Origin of the sequence: Listeria monocytogenes (genome assembly GCF_900187225.1) — a bacterium.
GTDB classification, from domain to species: Bacteria; Bacillota; Bacilli; order Lactobacillales; family Listeriaceae; genus Listeria; species Listeria monocytogenes.
Genome location: NZ_LT906436.1, coordinates 2,645,704 through 2,665,044, shown reverse-complemented (window position 1 = coordinate 2,665,044; position 19,341 = coordinate 2,645,704). Strand labels below are relative to the sequence as shown.

Here is a 19,341-nt window from a genome sequence, read left to right as displayed (position 1 = left end):
TCGTAATGGATTTAGTACAATTTTTGAAAAAAGGAATGGTTTGGGTTCAATCGGATATCGAGAAACAAGAGGACCTATTCCAAATGGTCGCAGAAAGTGGAAAGTCTGAAGGGTATGTTACGGATGACTTTTTAACGAGACTAACAGACCGTGAACAAACCTTTCCAACGGGGCTAAAATTAGATGGATACGGCGTGGCATTACCGCACACGGATCCAGAATGCGTTACGGAACAATTTATCGCCGTAATCACTGTGAAAGATGGCATTCCATTTAAATTAATGGAAGATGCTGGTCAAACGGTTGAAGCGAATTTGATTTTCGTACTTGGACTAAATGAACCTCACAGCCAGCTCGCGGTACTTCAGCAATTGATGGGGACGATTCAAGATAAAGACAATGTAGCCGCATTACTCAGAGCGAAAGATGAAGACGAAGTAAAACAAATTTTAGAAACAATAGCCGTTTAAAAAAAACAGGAAAATTAGCCGCGGGAAATCGCAGCAATTAATTAGGAGGAATTTATCATGGGACAATTTAAAATTTTGGTAGCTTGTGGAGCAGGAATTGCAACATCAACAGTAGTAACGGACAGAGTAGAACGTTTGGTAAAAGAAAACAACGTGGATGCAGAAGTAAAACAAATTAAAATTTCAGAAGCAGCATCCATGCAAGACGGAGCAGACTTAATCGTATCAACAACTATCTTACCAACAACTTACAAAATCCCAGCAATTATTGCAACTTCTTATATCACTGGTATGGGTATGGAAGAATTAGACGAAGAAATACTTGCGCACCTTAAATAAAAGGCTGCGCAAGGGAGTTTAAAAATCATCATTAAACAGAGAAAAAAGGAGGAAATATTAAATGGATACACTTCTGTCAGGAGTACAGTATGTTTTAAACTTGGGGCCTACAGTTATTTTGCCTATTATGATTTTCTTTATTGCATTAATTTTCCGAGTACCAGCAAAGAAAGCGCTTCGTTCAGCGATTACGATTGGTATCGGGTTTGTAGGTATTAACCTTGTTATTAGTTTACTATCTAGTAACTTAGGTCCGGCAGCGCAACAAATGGTTGAGCGTTTTGGACTGAATTTAACAATTATTGATGCAGGTTGGCCAGCAGCAGCCGCGGCTTCATGGGCTTCTCCAGTTGCAGCAATTTTAATTCCAATCTGTTTGGTAGTTAACTTAGCACTTATTTTCTTCAAAGTTACGAAAACACTCGATATTGATATTTGGAACTATTGGCATTTCATCGCAGCAGGTGCAACTGGTTATATCGTAACTGGTGGTAACTGGTGGTTCGCGATTCTTTGTGCCATTATCTATGAAGTTGCTGTTCTTTGGATGGCAGATAGAACACAACCTATGGTAGAAGAATTTTACGGCTTAAAAGGGATCTCCTTACCAACAGGTTCTACAGCAGCATTCGGTTTCATCGGTATTCCGGTTGGTTGGCTAATCGCTAAAATCCCTGGTATTAAAAACATCCACGTTGACCCAGAAACTATTCAAAAACGTTTTGGTATTTTCGGGGAACCAATGATGATGGGTCTTATTCTAGGTATTGCAATCGGTATTCTTGCAGGCTATGACGTTGGGGCAGTTGCACAACTTGGTATGTCCATGGGTGCGGTAATGTTCTTAATGCCTCGTATGGTTAAAATTTTAATGGAAGGTTTAATTCCAATTTCAGAATCCGCTCGTGAATTCATGAAATCTCGTTTCAAAGGCCGCGAACTTTATATCGGTCTTGATGCAGCACTTTCTATCGGTCACCCAGCGAATATTTCTACTGGTTTAATCCTTGTTCCAATCACTCTTTTCTTAGCTGTTATCATTCCTGGTAACAAAGTACTTCCTTTTGGTGACTTGGCAACTATTCCATTCTACGTATCATTCGTAGTAGCATCTCGTAAAGGTAACATTCTTCATTCCGTTTTAGCTGGAACTGTAGTTATTGCACTAGCGCTTCTTATGGCAACTGACTTCGGTCTTGTTCATACAGAAATGATGAAAGGTGTTTACGAATTCCCTAAAGGAGCAACACAAGTTAGTACACTTGATATGGGTGGTAACTTCTTTAACTGGGTTATTCTTAAATTCTCTCAAGCTTGGGCAGCTATTTTCTAAGTTTTGTCTTAATGATATAGAAGAGGTGATAGTAACATGAGAGCAGCTGTGTTATACGAGAATAATGTAATAAAAGCAGAACAAATTGATGAAGCGACTTGCGGGAAAGATCAAGTTCGTGTTGAAGTAAAAGCAGTCGGAATATGTGGATCAGATATTCATAAAATGCAGACTCGCTGGAAATACCCATTGCCTGCTGTAATGGGACATGAATTCGCAGGTGTGATTACGGAAATTGGTAGTGAAGTAACAAATGTAGCTATTGGTGACCGGGTTGCAGGGATTCCACTTGAGCCTTGTATGGAATGTAATTATTGTAAAGCAGGCGATTTCGCGCTATGTGATAACTACCGGATGGTGGGGTCACATTTTCACGGGGGATTTGCAGAAAATGTTGTCATGAAAGCCGACAATGTCATTTCTATCGGCGACCTTGATTTTGAGGAAGGTGCGATGATTGAGCCACTTGCTGTATCGATGCATGGGGTACTTGGTATTCAGCCGAGACTTGGCGATACGGTCATTGTCTTCGGAATTGGCACGATTGGAATCTTGGTTGTACAATGCTTACTTCTTGCGGGAGTGAAAGATATTATCGCGGTTGACATTAGTGATAAAAAATTAGCAGACGCGCGGGAATTCGGTTGTAAATACACCATTAATCCAAAAAATGAAGACTTAAAAGAACGCGTTTTTGCTTATACAAATGGTCTTGGAGCTGATATCGCGCTCGAGTGTGCTGGTTCAAAAATAACCCAAGAACAATGCTTACTTGTAACGAAGAAAAAAGGTAAAGTTGGTTTTCTAGGAATAGCTTACGCAGATGTACTTTTACACGAGGAAGCTTTTGAAAATATTTTCAGACGCGAATTAACGCTTAAAGGTTTTTGGAATTCTTACTCGGCACCATTTCCAGGTGAGGAATGGCGTACGTCGATTGAATTCGTGAAACAAGGTCGAATTAAACTGAAACCACTAATTTCGCATCGTTATAAGCTAGAGGAAACGAAAGAAGCTTTTGATATGATTCTTTCAAGAGAGCATGATTATAACAAAGTGATGATATTGCCGCAGAAAGGTGACGATTAATTTGAAAGCAGTAGTAAAAACAAATCCCGGATATGATCAAATGGAGCTAAAAGATGTGGAAGAACCACAAGTCTATGGCGACAAAGTAAAAATCAAAGTAGCATTCACTGGTATTTGCGGATCAGATATCCATACGTTTAAAGGAGAATACAAAAATCCAACAACTCCCGTCACACTTGGACATGAATTTTCTGGTGTCGTTGTAGAAGTTGGGCCAGATGTAACGAGTATCAAAGTGGGAGACCGTGTCACAAGTGAAACAACTTTTGAAACTTGTGGAGAATGTATTTATTGTAAGGAACACGATTACAATTTATGTAGCAATCGTCGCGGCATTGGTACGCAAGCAAATGGTAGTTTTGCAGAATTTGTTTTATCTCGCGAGGAAAGTTGCCACGTGCTAGATGAACGTATTTCGCTCGAAGCAGCAGCACTGACAGAACCACTTGCATGTTGCGTGCATTCGGCGCTTGAAAAAACAACAATTCGTCCAGATGACACAGTACTTGTTTTCGGACCGGGGCCAATTGGATTATTACTAGCTCAAGTTGTGAAAGCGCAAGGGGCAACGGTGATTATGGCAGGAATTACCAAAGATAGCGACCGCTTACGTCTAGCAAAAGAACTTGGAATGGACCGGATTGTCGATACCTTAAAAGAAGACTTGGCTGAAGTTGTGCTCGGCATGACAGGGGGTTACGGAGCGGAACGCGTATTTGATTGCTCAGGCGCAGTACCAGCTGTAAATCAAGGATTACCTCTAACGAAGAAAAAAGGCGATTTTGTTCAAGTAGGACTTTTTGCCGAAAAGAAAAATGCGATTGATGAAGAATCTATTATCCAACGTGAAATTGCTTATATTGGCAGCCGTTCTCAAAAACCATCTTCTTGGATTTTAGCACTCGACTTACTTGCTAATGGCAAAATCGATACAGATAAAATGATTACCAAAGTATATGGTTTAGATGACTGGCGCGAGGCTTTCGAGGCAGTTATGGCAGGTAATGAAATTAAAGTATTAGTGAAATCTTAATAATGGAGGATGGGCTGTATGAAAAAACATCAAAAAAAGGATAACCGTGCAAACGAATCCAAAGCTTCTCGGGCTCAGATGTTTTACAGTAGTCATCCTTAGAAATGAGCCGAGAACATATTCGCGTATGTTCTCGGTTCCATTTCATTATAAGACGTTAAAAGAAAAAAATCTATTAATGAAGGTGAAATTAAATGAAATTAACAATTGGTTGTGACCACGGCGGACGTCGACTAAAAGATGCCATTGTGAAACATTTACGTGAAAAAGATATTGAAGTTGTTGATATTGGAACATATACAGATGAAAGTGTCGATTTTCCATCTTATGCAGAAGAAGTTGCCAATCAAGTAGTAAGCGGGCAATCGGAGCTCGGTATTTTGTGTTGTGGAACTGGGATTGGTATGAGTATTGCTGCGAATAAAGTCGATGGAATCCGTGCTGCGGTTGTTTCGGATACTTTTTCAGCGCGCGCCACTCGTGAACATAACAATAGCAATGTTCTCTGCCTAGGCGAACGTGTTATCGGCGAAGGATTAGCACTTTTACTTGTGGATACTTGGCTTGAGGCATCATTTGCAGGGGATCGCCATAAACGCCGCTTGGATAAAATTACTGAACTTGAAAGAAAGTGAGGATGAACATGAGGAAAATAGCCGCTTCAATTATGTGTGCAGACCAACTACATTTAGGTGAAGAACTCCGGCGCCTTGAATCTGCTGGTGTGGAACTACTACACTGCGATGTGATGGACGGTGTATATGTGAATAATCTTGCACTCGGTCCAGAATATTTGGAAATAGTGCGAAACAATACAGAAATCCCTCTAGACATACATTTGGCTACTATTACCCCACTTAAATATATTGACATGTTTGGCCCGGTGAAACCGGAATATATTTCTTTTCATGTAGAAGTAGCGGAAGACGTGTCAGAAATCATCCGGAAAATCCGCTCTTACAACGTCAAACCATCAATTGCGATAAATCCGGAAACCCCGATTGAAGCCATTTATCCGTATTTAGATGATGTGGAAATGGTGTTAATGATGACCGTAAATCCAGGTTTTGCGGGGCAGAAATTTCAAACAGATGTATTGCAGAAATTGCATGATTTAAAAGCAAAACTAGCTGGAAAAATCCATGCGCCGCTCATCGAAGTGGATGGCAATATTAATAAAGAAACAGTTGGCTTGATGCGAGACTGTTTACCAGATATTTATGTACTGGGAACATCGGCACTTTTTCATGACCGAGATAAAACGAGTTATGCAGAAAGATTAGTGCACATTTGGTCCAATGTAGAAAAACATGTGTAATAAAGCACAAAGAATTTAAGGGAGATGACCGTTTTGAAAAAAACATTAGATAGACAAGCAGTAGATACGATTCGTTCGTTATCAATTGATATGATTGAGAAAGCAAATTCAGGACACCCGGGAATGCCGATGGGAGCAGCACCAATGGCGTATATGCTATTTGCGAAACATTTAGTATTTAACCCAGCCAACCCAGAATGGTTTAACCGCGACCGATTTGTCTTATCAGCAGGGCACGGGTCCGCGCTACTTTATAGCATGCTTCATTTATTTGGTTATGATGTGAAAATGGAGGACTTAAAACAGTTCCGTCAGTTAGATAGTTTGACACCAGGACATCCTGAATTCGGATGGACTGCAGGAGTTGATGCAACGAGTGGACCGCTTGGACAAGGGATTGGTATGGCAGCTGGAATGGCACTTGCAGAGTCTCATTTGGCGGCGGAATATAACCAACCAAACTACCCAATTGTCGACCATTACACGTATGCGATTTGCGGTGATGGCGATTTGATGGAAGGTGTGGCATCAGAAACAGCCTCACTTGCAGGACATTTAGGACTTGGAAAATTAATCGTACTATACGATTCAAACGATATTTGTTTAGATGGTGATTTAAGTGCAACATTCAGTGAAAATGCAGCAGACCGTTTCCGTGCATACGGATGGCAAGTTTTGCGCGTAGAAGATGGCAACAACTTAGCAGCTATTCAAGAAAAAATTGTTCAAGCTAAATTAGAAACATCAAAACCAACACTAATCGAAGTGAAAACAGTCATTGGTTACGGTGCGCCAACAAAAGCAGGTAGCTCCGCAAGTCACGGTGCTCCGCTTGGTGAAAAAGAAGCTAATGGCGCGAAAGAACATTATGAATGGGCAGAAGAGCCTTTCACAGTACCGGCTGAAGTTCGTGATTATTTAAGAAATTACAAAGCGCGCGGAGAAAAACTAGAAGGCGCTTGGAACACGATGCTTGCTAATTACAAAAAAGAATTCCCAGAACTTGCGAGACAATTAGATCGAGTGCTAGCGGGAGAAGTAGCAGCTGATTGGAATGCTAATTTGCCAACTTTTGAAGCAGGCACAAATGTCGCAACGCGCTCTGCTTCTGGAAAAATGATCAACGCGATTGCAGCCGAATTACCGGAACTTTTCGGTGGGTCTGCTGACTTAGGTTGCTCGAATAAAACATTTATTGATGCGAGCCCAGCGTATAGCATTCAAGACCCAGCTGGTAAAAATATTTGGTTCGGCGTGCGCGAGTTTGCGATGGGAGCAATGTTAAACGGAATGGCACTTCATAGCGGCTTACGAGTATTTGGCTCGACTTTCTTCGTCTTCTCAGACTATGTCCGCCCAGCAATGCGGATGGCTGCTTTAATGCAACTTCCAGTAACATATGTATTCACGCATGACAGTATCGCTGTTGGTGAAGACGGCCCGACACATGAACCAATCGAACAATTAGCCTCGCTTCGTGCCATGCCAGGTCTAACCGTTATCCGACCAGCTGATGCCAAAGAAACGCGCGCTGCTTGGGAAATCGCTGCAACTAACACAAACGGCCCGATCGCACTTGTATTATCACGTCAAGACTTACCGGTACTCGAAAACGACCAAGAAGAAGTAGATGCAGGGATCGAAAAAGGTGCATATATCGTAGCTCCAGCAAATAGTTCCAAACCAGACGCAATCATTATCGCAACAGGGTCCGAAGTGTCCCTGGCAATCGAAGCGAAAGCCGAACTCGCGAAAAAAGATATCGACGTTTCCGTTGTCAGTTTATCCAGCTGGGAACGCTTCGAAAAAACAACCGATGCGTATAAAGAAAGTATTTTACCAAAAGAAGTCACAGCGAGATTTGCGATTGAAGCCGGAGCAACATTTGGTTGGAAAGAATTCATTGGATCAGAAGGTGACATGCTAGGAATTGATCATTTTGGCGCATCTGCTCCAGCGAAAGATTTGTTTAACGCTTACGGCTTCACTCCTGAAAATGTGGCGGATCGCGTCGAAGCTGTAATTGCGAAAGCCGGTGTGCGCGTATGACATTCGTAGCGCCATCTTTACTTGCAGCTGATTATATGAATATGGCAAACTCCATTAAAGAAGCAGAAGATGCCGGAGCTGACTACCTTCATATCGATGTCATGGACGGACATTTTGTGCCGAATCTGACGTTTGGAATTGATATGGTGGAACAAATTGGCAAAACAGCAACTATTCCACTGGATGTCCACTTAATGCTCTCGAACCCAGAAAACTATATTGAAAAATTTGCCGCAGCTGGTGCACACATTATTTCCGTGCACATCGAAGCCGCACCGCACATCCACCGCGTCATTCAACAAATTAAAGCAGCGGGTTGTAAAGCGGGAGTCGTGCTTAATCCAGGAACTCCGGCGAGCGTGCTGGATGCCGTTTTAGCAGATGTAGATTTAGTTTTACAAATGACCGTAAATCCAGGTTTTGGTGGACAAGCTTTCATTGATTCTACCATCAAAAATATGCGCTATCTAGATAATTGGCGCCGAAAAAATCACGGTAGCTATGTTATCGAAGTAGACGGTGGCGTAAATGCCGAAACAGCAGAAAAATGTAAGCAAGCGGGCGTAGATATCCTCGTTGCTGGATCATATTTCTTTGGAGCAACAGATAAAGCAGCATGCATCCAAGGCTTAAAAAAATAAAACACCCAAAAAAACTAGGTTGCCCAAAAAGCGCCTAGTTTTTTTATATTATATAGTAGATATTTTTTTAATTGATACATCCCGCACTCTAGCTTATACTTAAATTAATACGACAACGAAAAGGAAGAGATACATGACACAACTAACATTTCGAAACGGTACAGAACAAGATACGAAGTTAATTCTTCGTTTTATTACAGAACTTGCAACGCATGAAGGGATTGAAAAAGATGTAGTAGCAACAGAATCTGGCTTACACAAAGCCCTTTTTCAAGAAAAATCAGCTGAAGTAATTATTGCTGAATACGAAGACGCGCCAGTTGGTTTCGCACTCTTTTTCCATAATTTTTCCACATTACTTGGCAAAAAAGGCTTATACCTAGAAGACCTGTACATCATTCCAGAAATGCGAGGTAAAGGCTTTGGAACACAGTTTTTCAGTTATTTATCCAAACTTGCCCTAGCACGAGATTGCGGTAGATTTGAGTGGTGGTGCCTAAATGAAAATAAATCAGGCATGGATTTTTACGAAAAAATTGGCGCAGAGAAAATGTCAGAATGGACCGTACATAGGCTCACTAAAGCCGAAATGGAAAAACTAAGCAACCTATAAAGGATGGGATTTAAATGAAATGGGATAAACTATTAAATGATAAACGTCGCCGCGAATCTGGTGTCACTCGCTCGAAAAACACCGACGTACGTAGCGCTTTCGAAAATGATTTTCAGCGTATCGTTATGAGTGCATCGTTTCGCCGTTTACAAGATAAAACCCAAGTATTCCCACTAGAAAAAAGCGATTTTGTTCGTACACGACTAACCCATTCAATGGAAGTAAGTACGATTGCAAAATCAATGGGGAACATGGTTACACACACGATCCAAGAAGAAAACTTAGACCAAGATTTCACAAAAGATCATGCGGAAAAAATTCCGGAAATCCTTGCTTGTGCAGGACTTTTACATGATATGGGGAATCCGCCGTTCGGTCATTTTGGTGAGGAAAGTATCCGTGAGTGGTTCCGCGATAATTTAGCAACAATCACTTACAAAAATAAAAGCCTTGCAGAAATCCTAACACCGCAAATGAAAGAAGACTTTTATTACTTTGAAGGTAACGCGCAAGTGCTTCGTGTAGTTTCCAAACTGCATTATCTTTTCGACCAGTACGGATTAAACCTAACATTTGCCACTTTAAATGCGGTTATCAAATACCCAGTTTCTTCTTTAAAAGTAAATAAAAAACAAATCAAAAGTAAAAAACTAGGCTATTTTTACGCCGATGAATCTCTTTTTAATGAAATAACAACTGCAACAGAAGCACTTGATAACCGTCATCCGCTCACTTATTTACTAGAAGTGGCAGACGATATCGCGTACCTAAATGCCGACCTAGAAGACGGTGTGAAAAAAGGCATCGTCAACATCACGCAAATCTTAAAAGGTTTTGAAGAAGTAGAAGAGCACAATAAAGTCACTGCCGCGTGCTATAACGAACTCAAGAAAAAAAGCGAGCGTTACGAAGGACAAGAAGAAAGTTTCATCGTACAACAATGGCTAGCATCGAATGTCCGCGGCCAACTAATCAATCGCTCACTCGAAGTGTTTTACGAGAACTACGACGCCATCATGGCAGGCACATTCAACGACTCGCTCATCGATGCTTCAAGCGCCGAACAACTCGTACAAATTTTACAAAGCCTATCATTCACGTACATTTACCAAGATAAAGGCATTGTTGAATCCGAAATCGCCGGCAACGAAATCATCTCCAAATTGCTCGAAACGTTCATCCCAGCTGTCATCTACTACGACAGCGAAACCCCAGAACGCCAAACAGCCAAAGATAAACGCCTACTAACCTTGATTTCCGACAACTACCTAGGCTGTTACCGCAAAAACGCAGAAGGCGAAAGCGAAACAATGAAACTTTACTTGCGATTACTTCTCGTAACAGACTTCATTTGCGGCATGACCGACAGCTACGCGAAAGATTTATATCAACGTTTGAATGGACTTAGTTAATTAACTAAATTTCAAGTAACACCTTGACATCTAAACCTCAAGGTGTTACTATATTCAAGGTGCCTCTACTATAAACAGAGGTCTGAAAATAAAACAGCGTTGTAGGTCGAACTTACAGCCATTTTATTTTACCGAAAAAATGAACCACCTGGATGTGTGGAACTACTAAATAAGGAAGGAGGAATTTATCCCATGCCTACAATTAACCAATTAGTACGCAAACCTCGTCAATCTAAAATTAAAAAATCTACATCACCTGCTTTGAACAAGGGCCTAAACAGTTTTAAAAGAGAATTAACAGACGTTAACTCTCCTCAAAAACGTGGCGTATGTACTCGTGTTGGTACCATGACTCCTAAAAAACCTAACTCGGCGCTTCGTAAATATGCCCGTGTACGTTTGAGTAATGGTATTGAAGTAACAGCTTACATTCCTGGTATTGGTCACAACTTACAAGAACATAGTGTTGTTCTTATTCGTGGTGGACGTGTAAAAGATTTACCAGGGGTACGTTATCATATCGTTCGTGGAGCGCTTGATACAGCTGGTGTTGAAAATAGAGGACAAAGCCGTTCTAAATACGGTACGAAAAAACCTAAAAAATAATACTTATAAAATATGAAAGGAGGATATCCGATGCCTCGTAAAGGTCCTGTTGCTAAACGTGACGTGTTACCAGATCCGATTTATAATTCGAAACTAGTAACTCGTTTAATTAATAAAATGATGGTTGACGGAAAACGTGGAAAGTCTCAAGCTATCCTATATTCCGCATTCGATATCATTGCACAAGAAACTGGTAAAGATCCGATGGAAGTATTTGAACAAGCTATGAAGAACATTATGCCTCTTCTTGAAGTTAAAGCTCGCCGTGTAGGTGGTGCTAACTATCAAGTACCTATCGAAGTACGTGCTGACCGTCGTTCTACTCTTGGTCTTCGTTGGTTAGTAAATTATGCTCGCCTTCGTGGAGAGAAAACAATGGAAGTACGTGTTGCTCGCGAAATCATGGATGCTGCCAATAATACTGGTGCTTCTGTTAAGAAACGCGAAGATACACACAAAATGGCTGATGCTAACAGAGCGTTCGCTCACTATCGTTGGTAAAAAAATCACTGACAAATTCCAGGCGTATTGCCTGAAAAATTGTTTTATGGAAGGAGAAATACAACATGGCTAGAGAGTTCTCCTTAGAAAAGACTCGTAATATTGGTATCATGGCCCACATTGATGCGGGTAAAACTACCACTACTGAACGTATCCTTTTCTATACAGGGCGTATTCACAAAATTGGTGAAACCCATGAAGGTGCTTCTCAAATGGACTGGATGGAGCAAGAGCAAGAACGTGGTATTACTATCACTTCTGCTGCGACAACAGCTCAATGGAAAGGCTACCGAGTAAACATTATCGATACACCAGGACACGTAGACTTCACAGTTGAAGTTGAACGTTCGCTTCGTGTACTTGATGGTGCTGTTGCGGTTCTAGATGCACAATCTGGTGTAGAACCACAAACAGAAACAGTTTGGCGTCAAGCTACTACTTACGGGGTTCCTCGTGTAGTATTCGTCAACAAAATGGACAAAATCGGCGCAGACTTCCTATATTCTGTAGGTACTTTGCATGAACGTTTGGCTGCCAACGCGCACCCAATCCAACTCCCAATCGGGGCCGAAGATACATTTGAAGGTATCATTGACTTAATCGAAATGAACGCGTTGTATTACGAAGATGATTTAGGAAATGATCCTCATATTAAAGAAATTCCAGCTGATCTGAAAGACTTAGCAGACGAATACCGCGGTAAATTAGTGGAAGCAGTTGCTGAACTTGACGAAGAGCTAATGATGAAATACCTAGAAGGCGAAGAAATTACAAAAGAAGAACTTAAAGCTGGTATCCGTAAAGGAACACTTAACGTTGAGTTCTATCCTGTAGTTTGTGGTACAGCATTCAAAAACAAAGGTGTTCAACCAATGTTAGATGCAGTACTTGATTACCTTCCAGCACCAACAGATGTTCCAGCTATTAACGGCGTATTGCCTGATGGAGAAGAAGCTGCTCGTCACGCTGATGATTCAGAACCATTCTCTTCCCTAGCATTCAAAGTTATGACTGACCCTTATGTTGGACGCTTAACTTTCTTCCGTGTTTATTCCGGTACTTTGAATTCCGGTTCATATGTACAAAACTCGACTAAAGGTAAACGTGAACGTGTTGGACGTATCCTTCAAATGCACGCTAATCACCGTGAAGAGATTTCGATCGTATACGCTGGTGACATCGCTGCTGCCGTAGGACTTAAAGATACAACTACTGGGGACACTTTATGTGATGAAAAAGAACAAATTATCTTAGAATCCATGGAATTCCCAGAACCAGTTATCCAAGTCGCTATCGAACCTAAATCGAAAGCTGACCAAGATAAAATGGGGCAAGCTCTTGCGAAACTAGCGGAAGAAGATCCAACTTTCCGTGCTGAAACTGACCAAGAAACTGGCCAAACTCTTATCTCCGGTATGGGTGAACTTCACCTTGACATCCTTGTTGACCGTATGAGACGTGAATTCCGCGTTGAAGCTAACGTTGGTGATCCACAAGTTTCTTATCGTGAAACATTCCGTAAATCTGCTCAAGTTGAAGGTAAATTCGTACGTCAATCCGGTGGACGTGGACAATATGGTCACGTTTGGATTGAATTCGGACCAAACGAAGAAGGTAAAGGATTTGAATTTGAAAATGCAATCGTTGGTGGGGTTGTTCCACGTGAATACATCCCAGCTGTACAAGCAGGTCTTGAAGGCGCACTAGATAATGGTGTACTTGCAGGCTACCCACTGATTGACATCAAAGCAAAACTTTACGACGGATCTTACCATGACGTCGATTCCAATGAAATGGCCTTCAAAGTGGCTGCTTCAATGGCATTACGTAATGCTGCTAAGAAATGTGATCCTGTAATCCTTGAGCCTATGATGGCTGTAGAGGTTGTTATCCCAGAAGAATACCTTGGTGATATCATGGGTAACATTACTTCCCGTCGTGGTCGTGTAGATGGTATGGAAGCTCGCGGTAACGCTCAAGTTGTTCGCGCATTTGTACCACTTGCAAACATGTTTGGTTATGCAACTCACCTTCGTTCAGGTACGCAAGGTCGTGGTGTATACACTATGCAATTTGACCACTATGAAGAAGTTCCTAAATCTATTGCTGAAGAAATCATTAAAGCTAATGGTGGAAACAACAAAGAAGATTAATTGATTTTTTTCGCAACATCAAGTATAACTTTAGTTAGAAGTATTACTTAGTTTAAATTTAAGCTAAGTAAAAAATAATTATCGAATTATCGAGGAGGATATTTTAAAATGGCAAAAGAAAAATTTGACCGCTCTAAACCCCATGTTAACATTGGTACTATTGGACACGTTGACCATGGTAAAACAACTTTAACTGCTGCAATTACAACTGTACTTGCTAAAAAAGGCTATGCTGATGCACAAGCTTATGACCAAATTGATGGTGCTCCAGAAGAAAGAGAACGTGGAATCACAATCTCTACTGCTCACGTTGAGTACCAAACTGACAGCCGTCACTATGCACACGTTGACTGCCCAGGACATGCCGATTACGTTAAAAACATGATCACTGGTGCTGCACAAATGGACGGAGCTATCTTAGTAGTATCTGCTGCTGATGGCCCAATGCCACAAACTCGTGAACATATCTTACTTTCACGTCAAGTTGGTGTTCCATACATCGTTGTATTCATGAACAAATGTGACATGGTTGACGATGAAGAATTACTAGAATTAGTTGAAATGGAAATTCGTGATCTATTAACTGAATATGAATTCCCTGGCGATGACATTCCTGTAATCAAAGGTTCAGCTCTTAAAGCACTTCAAGGTGAAGCTGACTGGGAAGCTAAAATTGACGAGTTAATGGAAGCTGTAGATTCTTACATTCCAACTCCAGAACGTGATACTGACAAACCATTCATGATGCCAGTTGAGGATGTATTCTCAATCACTGGTCGTGGAACAGTTGCAACTGGACGTGTTGAACGTGGACAAGTTAAAGTTGGTGACGAAGTAGAAGTTATCGGTATCGAAGAAGAAAGCAAAAAAGTAGTAGTAACTGGAGTAGAAATGTTCCGTAAATTACTAGACTACGCTGAAGCTGGCGACAACATTGGCGCACTTCTACGTGGTGTTGCTCGTGAAGATATCCAACGTGGTCAAGTATTAGCTAAACCAGGTTCGATTACTCCACACACTAACTTCAAAGCTGAAACTTATGTTTTAACTAAAGAAGAAGGTGGACGTCACACTCCATTCTTCAACAACTACCGCCCACAATTCTATTTCCGTACTACTGACGTAACTGGTATTGTTACACTTCCAGAAGGTACTGAAATGGTAATGCCTGGTGATAACATTGAGCTTGCAGTTGAACTAATTGCACCAATCGCTATCGAAGACGGTACTAAATTCTCTATCCGTGAAGGCGGACGTACAGTAGGCGCTGGCGTTGTTTCTAACATCAGCAAATAATATCTGATACGATTCAAACCGACAAAGTCATTTGGCTTTGTCGGTTTTTTTGTGCCTGAAATAAAAATTAACTTGAAAAATATCACATTTTCGCATAACCTTAAAGTAGACATATCTTTTTACCTTCTAGACCGAAATCAAGGAGGTAGGCCAATTGGTACAATTTGATGCTCGAAATATGGCGTTGCTCGAATCGCTCGTTGTAGCGAATGTATATCTTGCACCTGAGAAATTACAAGAAGAACTAGGAATTTCCAAACGAACACTTCAATATGATGTGGAAAAAATTAATAAAGAATTAGATAATATAGGACTTGATGGTATTCAATCCGTTCGTGGACAAGGGTATTATTTATTAGAAGAAGAAAAAACGACAATTAAAGAGATCCTTGAAAATAGGGAAGCGAGCCACAAAGTTTTTTCAGCTAGTGAACGCCGCATCCGTATTTTATTTTTTCTGCTCGTAACAGATGCGCGAGTAATTATCGATACGATTAATGAATGCAATGAAGTCAGTCGTAATACCAGTTTACAGGATATTAAACAATTAAAATTAGCGCTAAAACAGTTTAATTTAGAGCTCGCTTATGATCGTAAAAATGGGAATATGGTTCTGGGTGATGAGCGGAGTATACGCCAATTTTTTATTCATTATTGTATGAATAACGAAGAAATCGCAACCGCGGACCAGTTGCTCGATTTAATGAAAATTAATCCGATGATAAAAAATCAGGAGTTATTTCCCAAATTAGATATGATTTTCGAAATTTTAGCAGTCACAGAGAAAAAAATCGGTATTCGTTACACAGATGAAGTTATTGAGCGTATTGGTATTATGATTTTCTTCTTTAAGGAACGAATGAAACGCAATTGTTATTTAAATGAGAAAGAAGAACATGAAGTAGAATCATTTGGTATTGCGCAGGAAATTTATCAGCAATTGCAGCAAAGCGAGAATTTTAAAATTAATCATGCGGAAATCACTTATTTAGGTAAACTTTTGCTTGGTGCGAGTCGTTTGAATGATGATGCGGCTGCTGAAGGAAAACTAGATCTAATCGTTGAAAAAATCATTGCTGAATTTGAACGCCTTGCTTGTGTGAATTTTGAAGACCATCGCAATTTGAAAAAAGATTTATTACTCCATTTACAACCAGCATACTACCGTCTTAAATTCCAAATTGAGTGGATTAACCCGCTGCGTACAGACATTAAACAAAGTTACAGTGATGTGTACGAGATTACGAAAAAATCACTCGAACCGCTAGAAGATTTGCTTGGTGAAGCAATACCAGAGGATGAAATAGCGTACGTAACAATCTTGTTCGGCGGCTATCTTTCACGCAAAAACAATACTTTAGTTGAACGAAAAAAGCTCTTAATCGTTTGCTCCAAAGGCGTCGGAACGTCGCGGATGATTGAACGGCAATTATCGCAATTACTTGGTGAACGAGTAGAGATATTAGAACCAATTTCCATCCGTGAGTTTGAAAAAGGGTTATACGCGCCAGACTTTATTGTGTCAACTTTGCCAATTATGGAACCGAAAGCACCAGTTTTCATTGTGAGTCCGATTTTGACCGAGGCGCAGAAACAACAACTGATGAAGGCGATTGCCCCGCACGTTTTGCAAAAAGACTCGGATGCGCGCATGTTGTCTTCTGTGCTTGATGTGGTGGATCAATACGCCAAAGTGGAAGACCGCGAAAAATTGGCGGCCAAGCTGAAGTCGGTATTGTTCCAAGTGCAATCAGACAGCCAACTAGAAAAATCTCCAACACTCGAAGAACTTTTACCGAAAGAACGAATTACTTTTAAAGAAAGTGTGGCGGACTGGCGTGAAGCTATCCTAGTTGCCTCGAAATCGCTGCAACAAGAAGGCTACATCTCGAGAAATTATCAGCATGCGATGATTGAAAATATTGAGAAACTCGGGCCATACATTGTTATTGCACCAGGGATTGCACTTCCCCATGCTTCTGTGGATGACGGCGCATATCGAGTCGGAATGAGCTTACTGCGCTTAAATCAGCCAGTATCATTTTCAAGTAAAGCGAAGGATCAGGTTAAATTAATTATTGTGCTCGCTTCCATTGACTCCTACACACATATTAATGCACTTAGCCAACTCACTAATTTAATCATGAAACATCACTTGCTAGAGCAGATTGAACAAGCGACATCAGCCGCGGAAATTGCCGCAATGTTAACCATAAAATAAGCGATAAAGCCAGTGGGGCACAAAGATGCCGCGCTGGCTTTTTGTATGCTCGATAACAACAAAATGTAACAGTCTATTCTTTGCACTTTCGAAAAGAAAGGAATTGGGCTTTTTTAAACAGAGGAGCTACAGCTATAATAAGAGTGTAAGTTATTGATAGCGCTATCAATTAGTTAGAAGGGATGAAGAGATATGTCTTTTTTGGATAAAGAGCTTGTGAATCTGCATGGGTCAGCTAAAAATGCTGACGAAGCAATCGTGCAAGCAGGAGAATTATTAGTGAATGCAGGTTATGTGAGCGAGCAGTATGTAGAAAAAATGGTGGAATCTTATCATGAAAATGGTGCGTACTTTGTCATTGCACCTCAAATAGCAATTCCTCATGCAAGACCAACGGATGGTGTGGAAAACTCTGCAGTATCACTAGTCGTTCTAAAAGATGGCGTGAATTTCGGACACGCCGCAAATGATCCCGTACGATTAGTTTTTGGGCTCGCAGCTACTTCAAGTGAGGCACATTTGAAAGTCATTCAAAAAATCGTCTCCTTGCTTAGTAACAACGATAATATTGAAAAAATGATTCATTCAGAAGATTACCAAGCAATTGGAGAATTAGTGGAGGGATAACAATGAAAATTTTAGCAGTGTGTGGACTTGGGCAAGGAACAAGCTTAATTTTACGAATGAATGTAGAAACAGTTTTACGCGATATGGGAGTAGACGCAGACGTGGAGCATATTGATGTATCAGCTGCTCGCTCAATGAATGTGGATATTATCGTTACAAGCCAAGAGTTAGCAGAAACACTTGGAACAGATACAAGCGCCAAAGTAGTCATCGTCAACAACTATTTTGACAACGCAGAAATTAAAAATGCATTATCCGCAGCAATCAATAGTTAAATAAGACAAAAAAAGGTGGGAAAAAAATGGAGATTATTACGTGGATTGCCAATAACTTTTTTGGGACCCCAGCCATACTTTTAGGTTTTATCGTACTTCTCGGGTTACTTTTACAGAAGAAAAATTTAAGCCAAGTTATTAGCGGAACGTTCAAGGCAATTATTGGATTCTTAATTATTAACGCTGGTGCGGCTGTTATTACTGGTTCCCTTGGGATTTTTGAACCAATGTGGAAAGAAGTATTCGGGCTTGAAACACCGCCACTTGCAGGATTTTTAGGACAAGAAGCCTTTAATGCAAAATTTGGTAGTGCCGTAACACTTGCGATGACACTCGGATTTTTAGTCAACGTATTATTAGCAAGATTTACACCATTTAAGTACATTTATTTAACTGGTCATATGATGTTCTGGACAACAACTATTTTTGCAGGAATTACTGTGCAAGCTGTTGGCGGAGATATTCCGTTCTGGGGACTTGTACTCTTCTTAGCAGTAATTATGGGTCTTTACTGGACATTACAACCAGCGATTACACAACCATTCTTACGTAAAATTACAGGAAACGATAACGTCGCATTAGGACATACTTCATCCAGTGTAGCGATTCTATCCGCTTTACTAGGAAAAGTATTCGGAAATAAGAAAAATGATGCAGAACATATTAACTTACCGAAAAAATTAGAGTTCCTACGTGACTCAAACGTTATTACAGCTCTTACAATGGGAATTCTGTTCGTAGTCGGTGCAGTAATCCTCATGGTGAAGAAAACACCAGGAGCAGAAAAATTAATCGCAGAAGCTGGAAATCAAAGCTTCATCGTATACTCCATCGTTCAGTCCTTTACGTTTGCAGCTGGTATCGCCATCGTTCTTGTAGGTGTGCGGATGTTTATCGGTGAAATCGTACCGGCCTTCAATGGTATTGCAACAAAACTTGTACCGGGTGCGAAACCTGCACTGGATGCGCCAATCGTTTATCCATATGCACCAAACTCCGTAATTATCGGTTTCGTGGGTGCGTTCATTGGAGCGATTATCTGGTTAGTAGTACTTGGAAATACAGTTGGCTACGTGTTTGTGCCAACAATGATCGTTCTCTTCTTCCACGGGGCAGTTGCTGGGGTATTCGGTAACTCAACTGGTGGGGTGAGAGGAGCTTTGATAGGTGGATTCTTAACAGCTACGGTTGTTGCTTGGGGACAATATATTATGGTTACCTTCTTTATCAATACGACTGTTCCAGATACAGCAATGTGGGCAGCCGACTCAGATATGTTTATCCTCGGACCAATTGTCAGCATGTTAGCGAAGTTATTCTTTTAAGTAAAATCTAAACCTCTTCCTTGTCTAGCATTCAAGAGGA

Annotated in this window: 19 protein-coding genes; all 19 read left to right on the top strand. The window is 40.8% G+C overall.

Annotated elements, in window-relative coordinates:
• Positions 1-5: 5 nt before the first annotated feature.
• The 19 genes from CKV70_RS13570 to CKV70_RS13480 all read left to right on the top strand — a co-directional run bounded on the left by CKV70_RS13570 (position 6) and on the right by CKV70_RS13480 (position 19,301).
• A complete protein-coding gene (locus tag CKV70_RS13570; RefSeq protein ID WP_003722024.1) occupies positions 6-470 on the top strand; it encodes a PTS sugar transporter subunit IIA in 465 nt (154 codons plus the stop codon).
• Positions 471-527: 57 nt separating this feature from the next.
• Positions 528-809, top strand: a complete 282-nt coding sequence (locus tag CKV70_RS13565; protein WP_003722023.1) for a PTS sugar transporter subunit IIB — start codon at positions 528-530, stop codon at positions 807-809.
• A gap of 61 nt (positions 810-870) precedes the next feature.
• Entirely contained in the window at positions 871-2,142 is a 1,272-nt protein-coding gene (locus CKV70_RS13560; RefSeq protein WP_003722022.1) for a PTS galactitol transporter subunit IIC, read from the top strand.
• Positions 2,143-2,178: 36 nt separating this feature from the next.
• Positions 2,179-3,231, top strand: a complete 1,053-nt coding sequence (locus CKV70_RS13555) for a galactitol-1-phosphate 5-dehydrogenase (protein WP_014601183.1) — start codon at positions 2,179-2,181, stop codon at positions 3,229-3,231.
• A 1-nt stretch (position 3,232) separates the two neighbouring features.
• Positions 3,233-4,264: a zinc-binding dehydrogenase gene (locus CKV70_RS13550; RefSeq protein ID WP_003733054.1), complete on the top strand. Its 1,032-nt coding sequence runs from the start codon at positions 3,233-3,235 to the stop codon at positions 4,262-4,264.
• A gap of 194 nt (positions 4,265-4,458) precedes the next feature.
• Positions 4,459-4,899, top strand: a complete 441-nt coding sequence (rpiB, locus tag CKV70_RS13545) for a ribose 5-phosphate isomerase B (RefSeq protein WP_003728561.1) — start codon at positions 4,459-4,461, stop codon at positions 4,897-4,899.
• An 8-nt stretch (positions 4,900-4,907) separates the two neighbouring features.
• Positions 4,908-5,582, top strand: coding sequence for a ribulose-phosphate 3-epimerase (locus CKV70_RS13540; RefSeq protein WP_014601182.1), 675 nt, complete (start codon positions 4,908-4,910; stop codon positions 5,580-5,582).
• Positions 5,583-5,615: 33 nt separating this feature from the next.
• Positions 5,616-7,631, top strand: coding sequence for a transketolase (gene tkt, locus CKV70_RS13535; RefSeq protein WP_003733052.1), 2,016 nt, complete (start codon positions 5,616-5,618; stop codon positions 7,629-7,631).
• The gene (rpe, locus tag CKV70_RS13530; protein WP_003722016.1) at positions 7,628-8,272 is read left to right on the top strand and encodes a ribulose-phosphate 3-epimerase; all 645 of its coding nucleotides are present in this window, start codon (positions 7,628-7,630) and stop codon (positions 8,270-8,272) included. The genes tkt and rpe overlap by 4 nt, the downstream gene beginning before the upstream one ends.
• 133 nt (positions 8,273-8,405) lie before the next feature.
• On the top strand, positions 8,406-8,885 hold the full coding sequence (locus CKV70_RS13525) for a GNAT family N-acetyltransferase (protein ID WP_003733050.1): 480 nt from the start codon (positions 8,406-8,408) through the stop codon (positions 8,883-8,885).
• Positions 8,886-8,899: 14 nt separating this feature from the next.
• Positions 8,900-10,297, top strand: coding sequence for a deoxyguanosinetriphosphate triphosphohydrolase (locus CKV70_RS13520; RefSeq protein WP_003722014.1), 1,398 nt, complete (start codon positions 8,900-8,902; stop codon positions 10,295-10,297).
• Between the two features lie 192 nt (positions 10,298-10,489).
• Entirely contained in the window at positions 10,490-10,903 is a 414-nt protein-coding gene (gene rpsL, locus CKV70_RS13515) for a 30S ribosomal protein S12 (RefSeq protein WP_003720973.1), read from the top strand.
• Between the two features lie 30 nt (positions 10,904-10,933).
• On the top strand, positions 10,934-11,404 hold the full coding sequence (gene rpsG / locus CKV70_RS13510) for a 30S ribosomal protein S7 (protein ID WP_003722012.1): 471 nt from the start codon (positions 10,934-10,936) through the stop codon (positions 11,402-11,404).
• A 65-nt stretch (positions 11,405-11,469) separates the two neighbouring features.
• Complete coding sequence (fusA, locus tag CKV70_RS13505) at positions 11,470-13,557, top strand: elongation factor G (RefSeq protein ID WP_003724965.1); 2,088 nt, start codon at positions 11,470-11,472, stop codon at positions 13,555-13,557.
• 108 nt (positions 13,558-13,665) lie between these two features.
• Entirely contained in the window at positions 13,666-14,853 is a 1,188-nt protein-coding gene (tuf, locus tag CKV70_RS13500; RefSeq protein ID WP_003723640.1) for an elongation factor Tu, read from the top strand.
• Positions 14,854-15,007: 154 nt separating this feature from the next.
• A complete protein-coding gene (locus CKV70_RS13495; protein ID WP_014601180.1) occupies positions 15,008-17,074 on the top strand; it encodes a BglG family transcription antiterminator in 2,067 nt (688 codons plus the stop codon).
• Between the two features lie 192 nt (positions 17,075-17,266).
• The gene (locus CKV70_RS13490; protein WP_010990034.1) at positions 17,267-17,701 is read left to right on the top strand and encodes a PTS sugar transporter subunit IIA; all 435 of its coding nucleotides are present in this window, start codon (positions 17,267-17,269) and stop codon (positions 17,699-17,701) included.
• A 2-nt stretch (positions 17,702-17,703) separates the two neighbouring features.
• Positions 17,704-17,976 (top strand): PTS sugar transporter subunit IIB, encoded by a 273-nt coding sequence (locus tag CKV70_RS13485; protein WP_003723637.1) that lies wholly within the window; start codon positions 17,704-17,706, stop codon positions 17,974-17,976.
• Positions 17,977-18,002: 26 nt separating this feature from the next.
• A complete protein-coding gene (locus CKV70_RS13480) occupies positions 18,003-19,301 on the top strand; it encodes a PTS ascorbate transporter subunit IIC (RefSeq protein WP_003726308.1) in 1,299 nt (432 codons plus the stop codon).
• Positions 19,302-19,341 lie beyond the last annotated feature (40 nt).

Excerpts from the sequence above, each read along its gene's own strand:
- CKV70_RS13485 (WP_003723637.1), top strand. The coding sequence starts at position 17,704 with ATGAAAATTTTAGCAGTGTGTGGACTTGGGCAAGGAACAAGCTTAATT.
- CKV70_RS13565 (WP_003722023.1), top strand. The coding sequence starts at position 528 with ATGGGACAATTTAAAATTTTGGTAGCTTGTGGAGCAGGAATTGCAACA.
- fusA (WP_003724965.1), top strand. The coding sequence starts at position 11,470 with ATGGCTAGAGAGTTCTCCTTAGAAAAGACTCGTAATATTGGTATCATG.
- CKV70_RS13540 (WP_014601182.1), top strand. The coding sequence starts at position 4,908 with ATGAGGAAAATAGCCGCTTCAATTATGTGTGCAGACCAACTACATTTA.
- CKV70_RS13555 (WP_014601183.1), top strand. The coding sequence starts at position 2,179 with ATGAGAGCAGCTGTGTTATACGAGAATAATGTAATAAAAGCAGAACAA.
- CKV70_RS13480 (WP_003726308.1), top strand. The coding sequence starts at position 18,003 with ATGGAGATTATTACGTGGATTGCCAATAACTTTTTTGGGACCCCAGCC.
- rpsL (WP_003720973.1), top strand. The coding sequence starts at position 10,490 with ATGCCTACAATTAACCAATTAGTACGCAAACCTCGTCAATCTAAAATT.
- tuf (WP_003723640.1), top strand. The coding sequence starts at position 13,666 with ATGGCAAAAGAAAAATTTGACCGCTCTAAACCCCATGTTAACATTGGT.
- rpsG (WP_003722012.1), top strand. The coding sequence starts at position 10,934 with ATGCCTCGTAAAGGTCCTGTTGCTAAACGTGACGTGTTACCAGATCCG.
- CKV70_RS13560 (WP_003722022.1), top strand. The coding sequence starts at position 871 with ATGGATACACTTCTGTCAGGAGTACAGTATGTTTTAAACTTGGGGCCT.
- rpiB (WP_003728561.1), top strand. The coding sequence starts at position 4,459 with ATGAAATTAACAATTGGTTGTGACCACGGCGGACGTCGACTAAAAGAT.
- CKV70_RS13570 (WP_003722024.1), top strand. The coding sequence starts at position 6 with ATGGATTTAGTACAATTTTTGAAAAAAGGAATGGTTTGGGTTCAATCG.
- CKV70_RS13490 (WP_010990034.1), top strand. The coding sequence starts at position 17,267 with ATGTCTTTTTTGGATAAAGAGCTTGTGAATCTGCATGGGTCAGCTAAA.
- rpe (WP_003722016.1), top strand. The coding sequence starts at position 7,628 with ATGACATTCGTAGCGCCATCTTTACTTGCAGCTGATTATATGAATATG.
- CKV70_RS13520 (WP_003722014.1), top strand. The coding sequence starts at position 8,900 with ATGAAATGGGATAAACTATTAAATGATAAACGTCGCCGCGAATCTGGT.
- CKV70_RS13525 (WP_003733050.1), top strand. The coding sequence starts at position 8,406 with ATGACACAACTAACATTTCGAAACGGTACAGAACAAGATACGAAGTTA.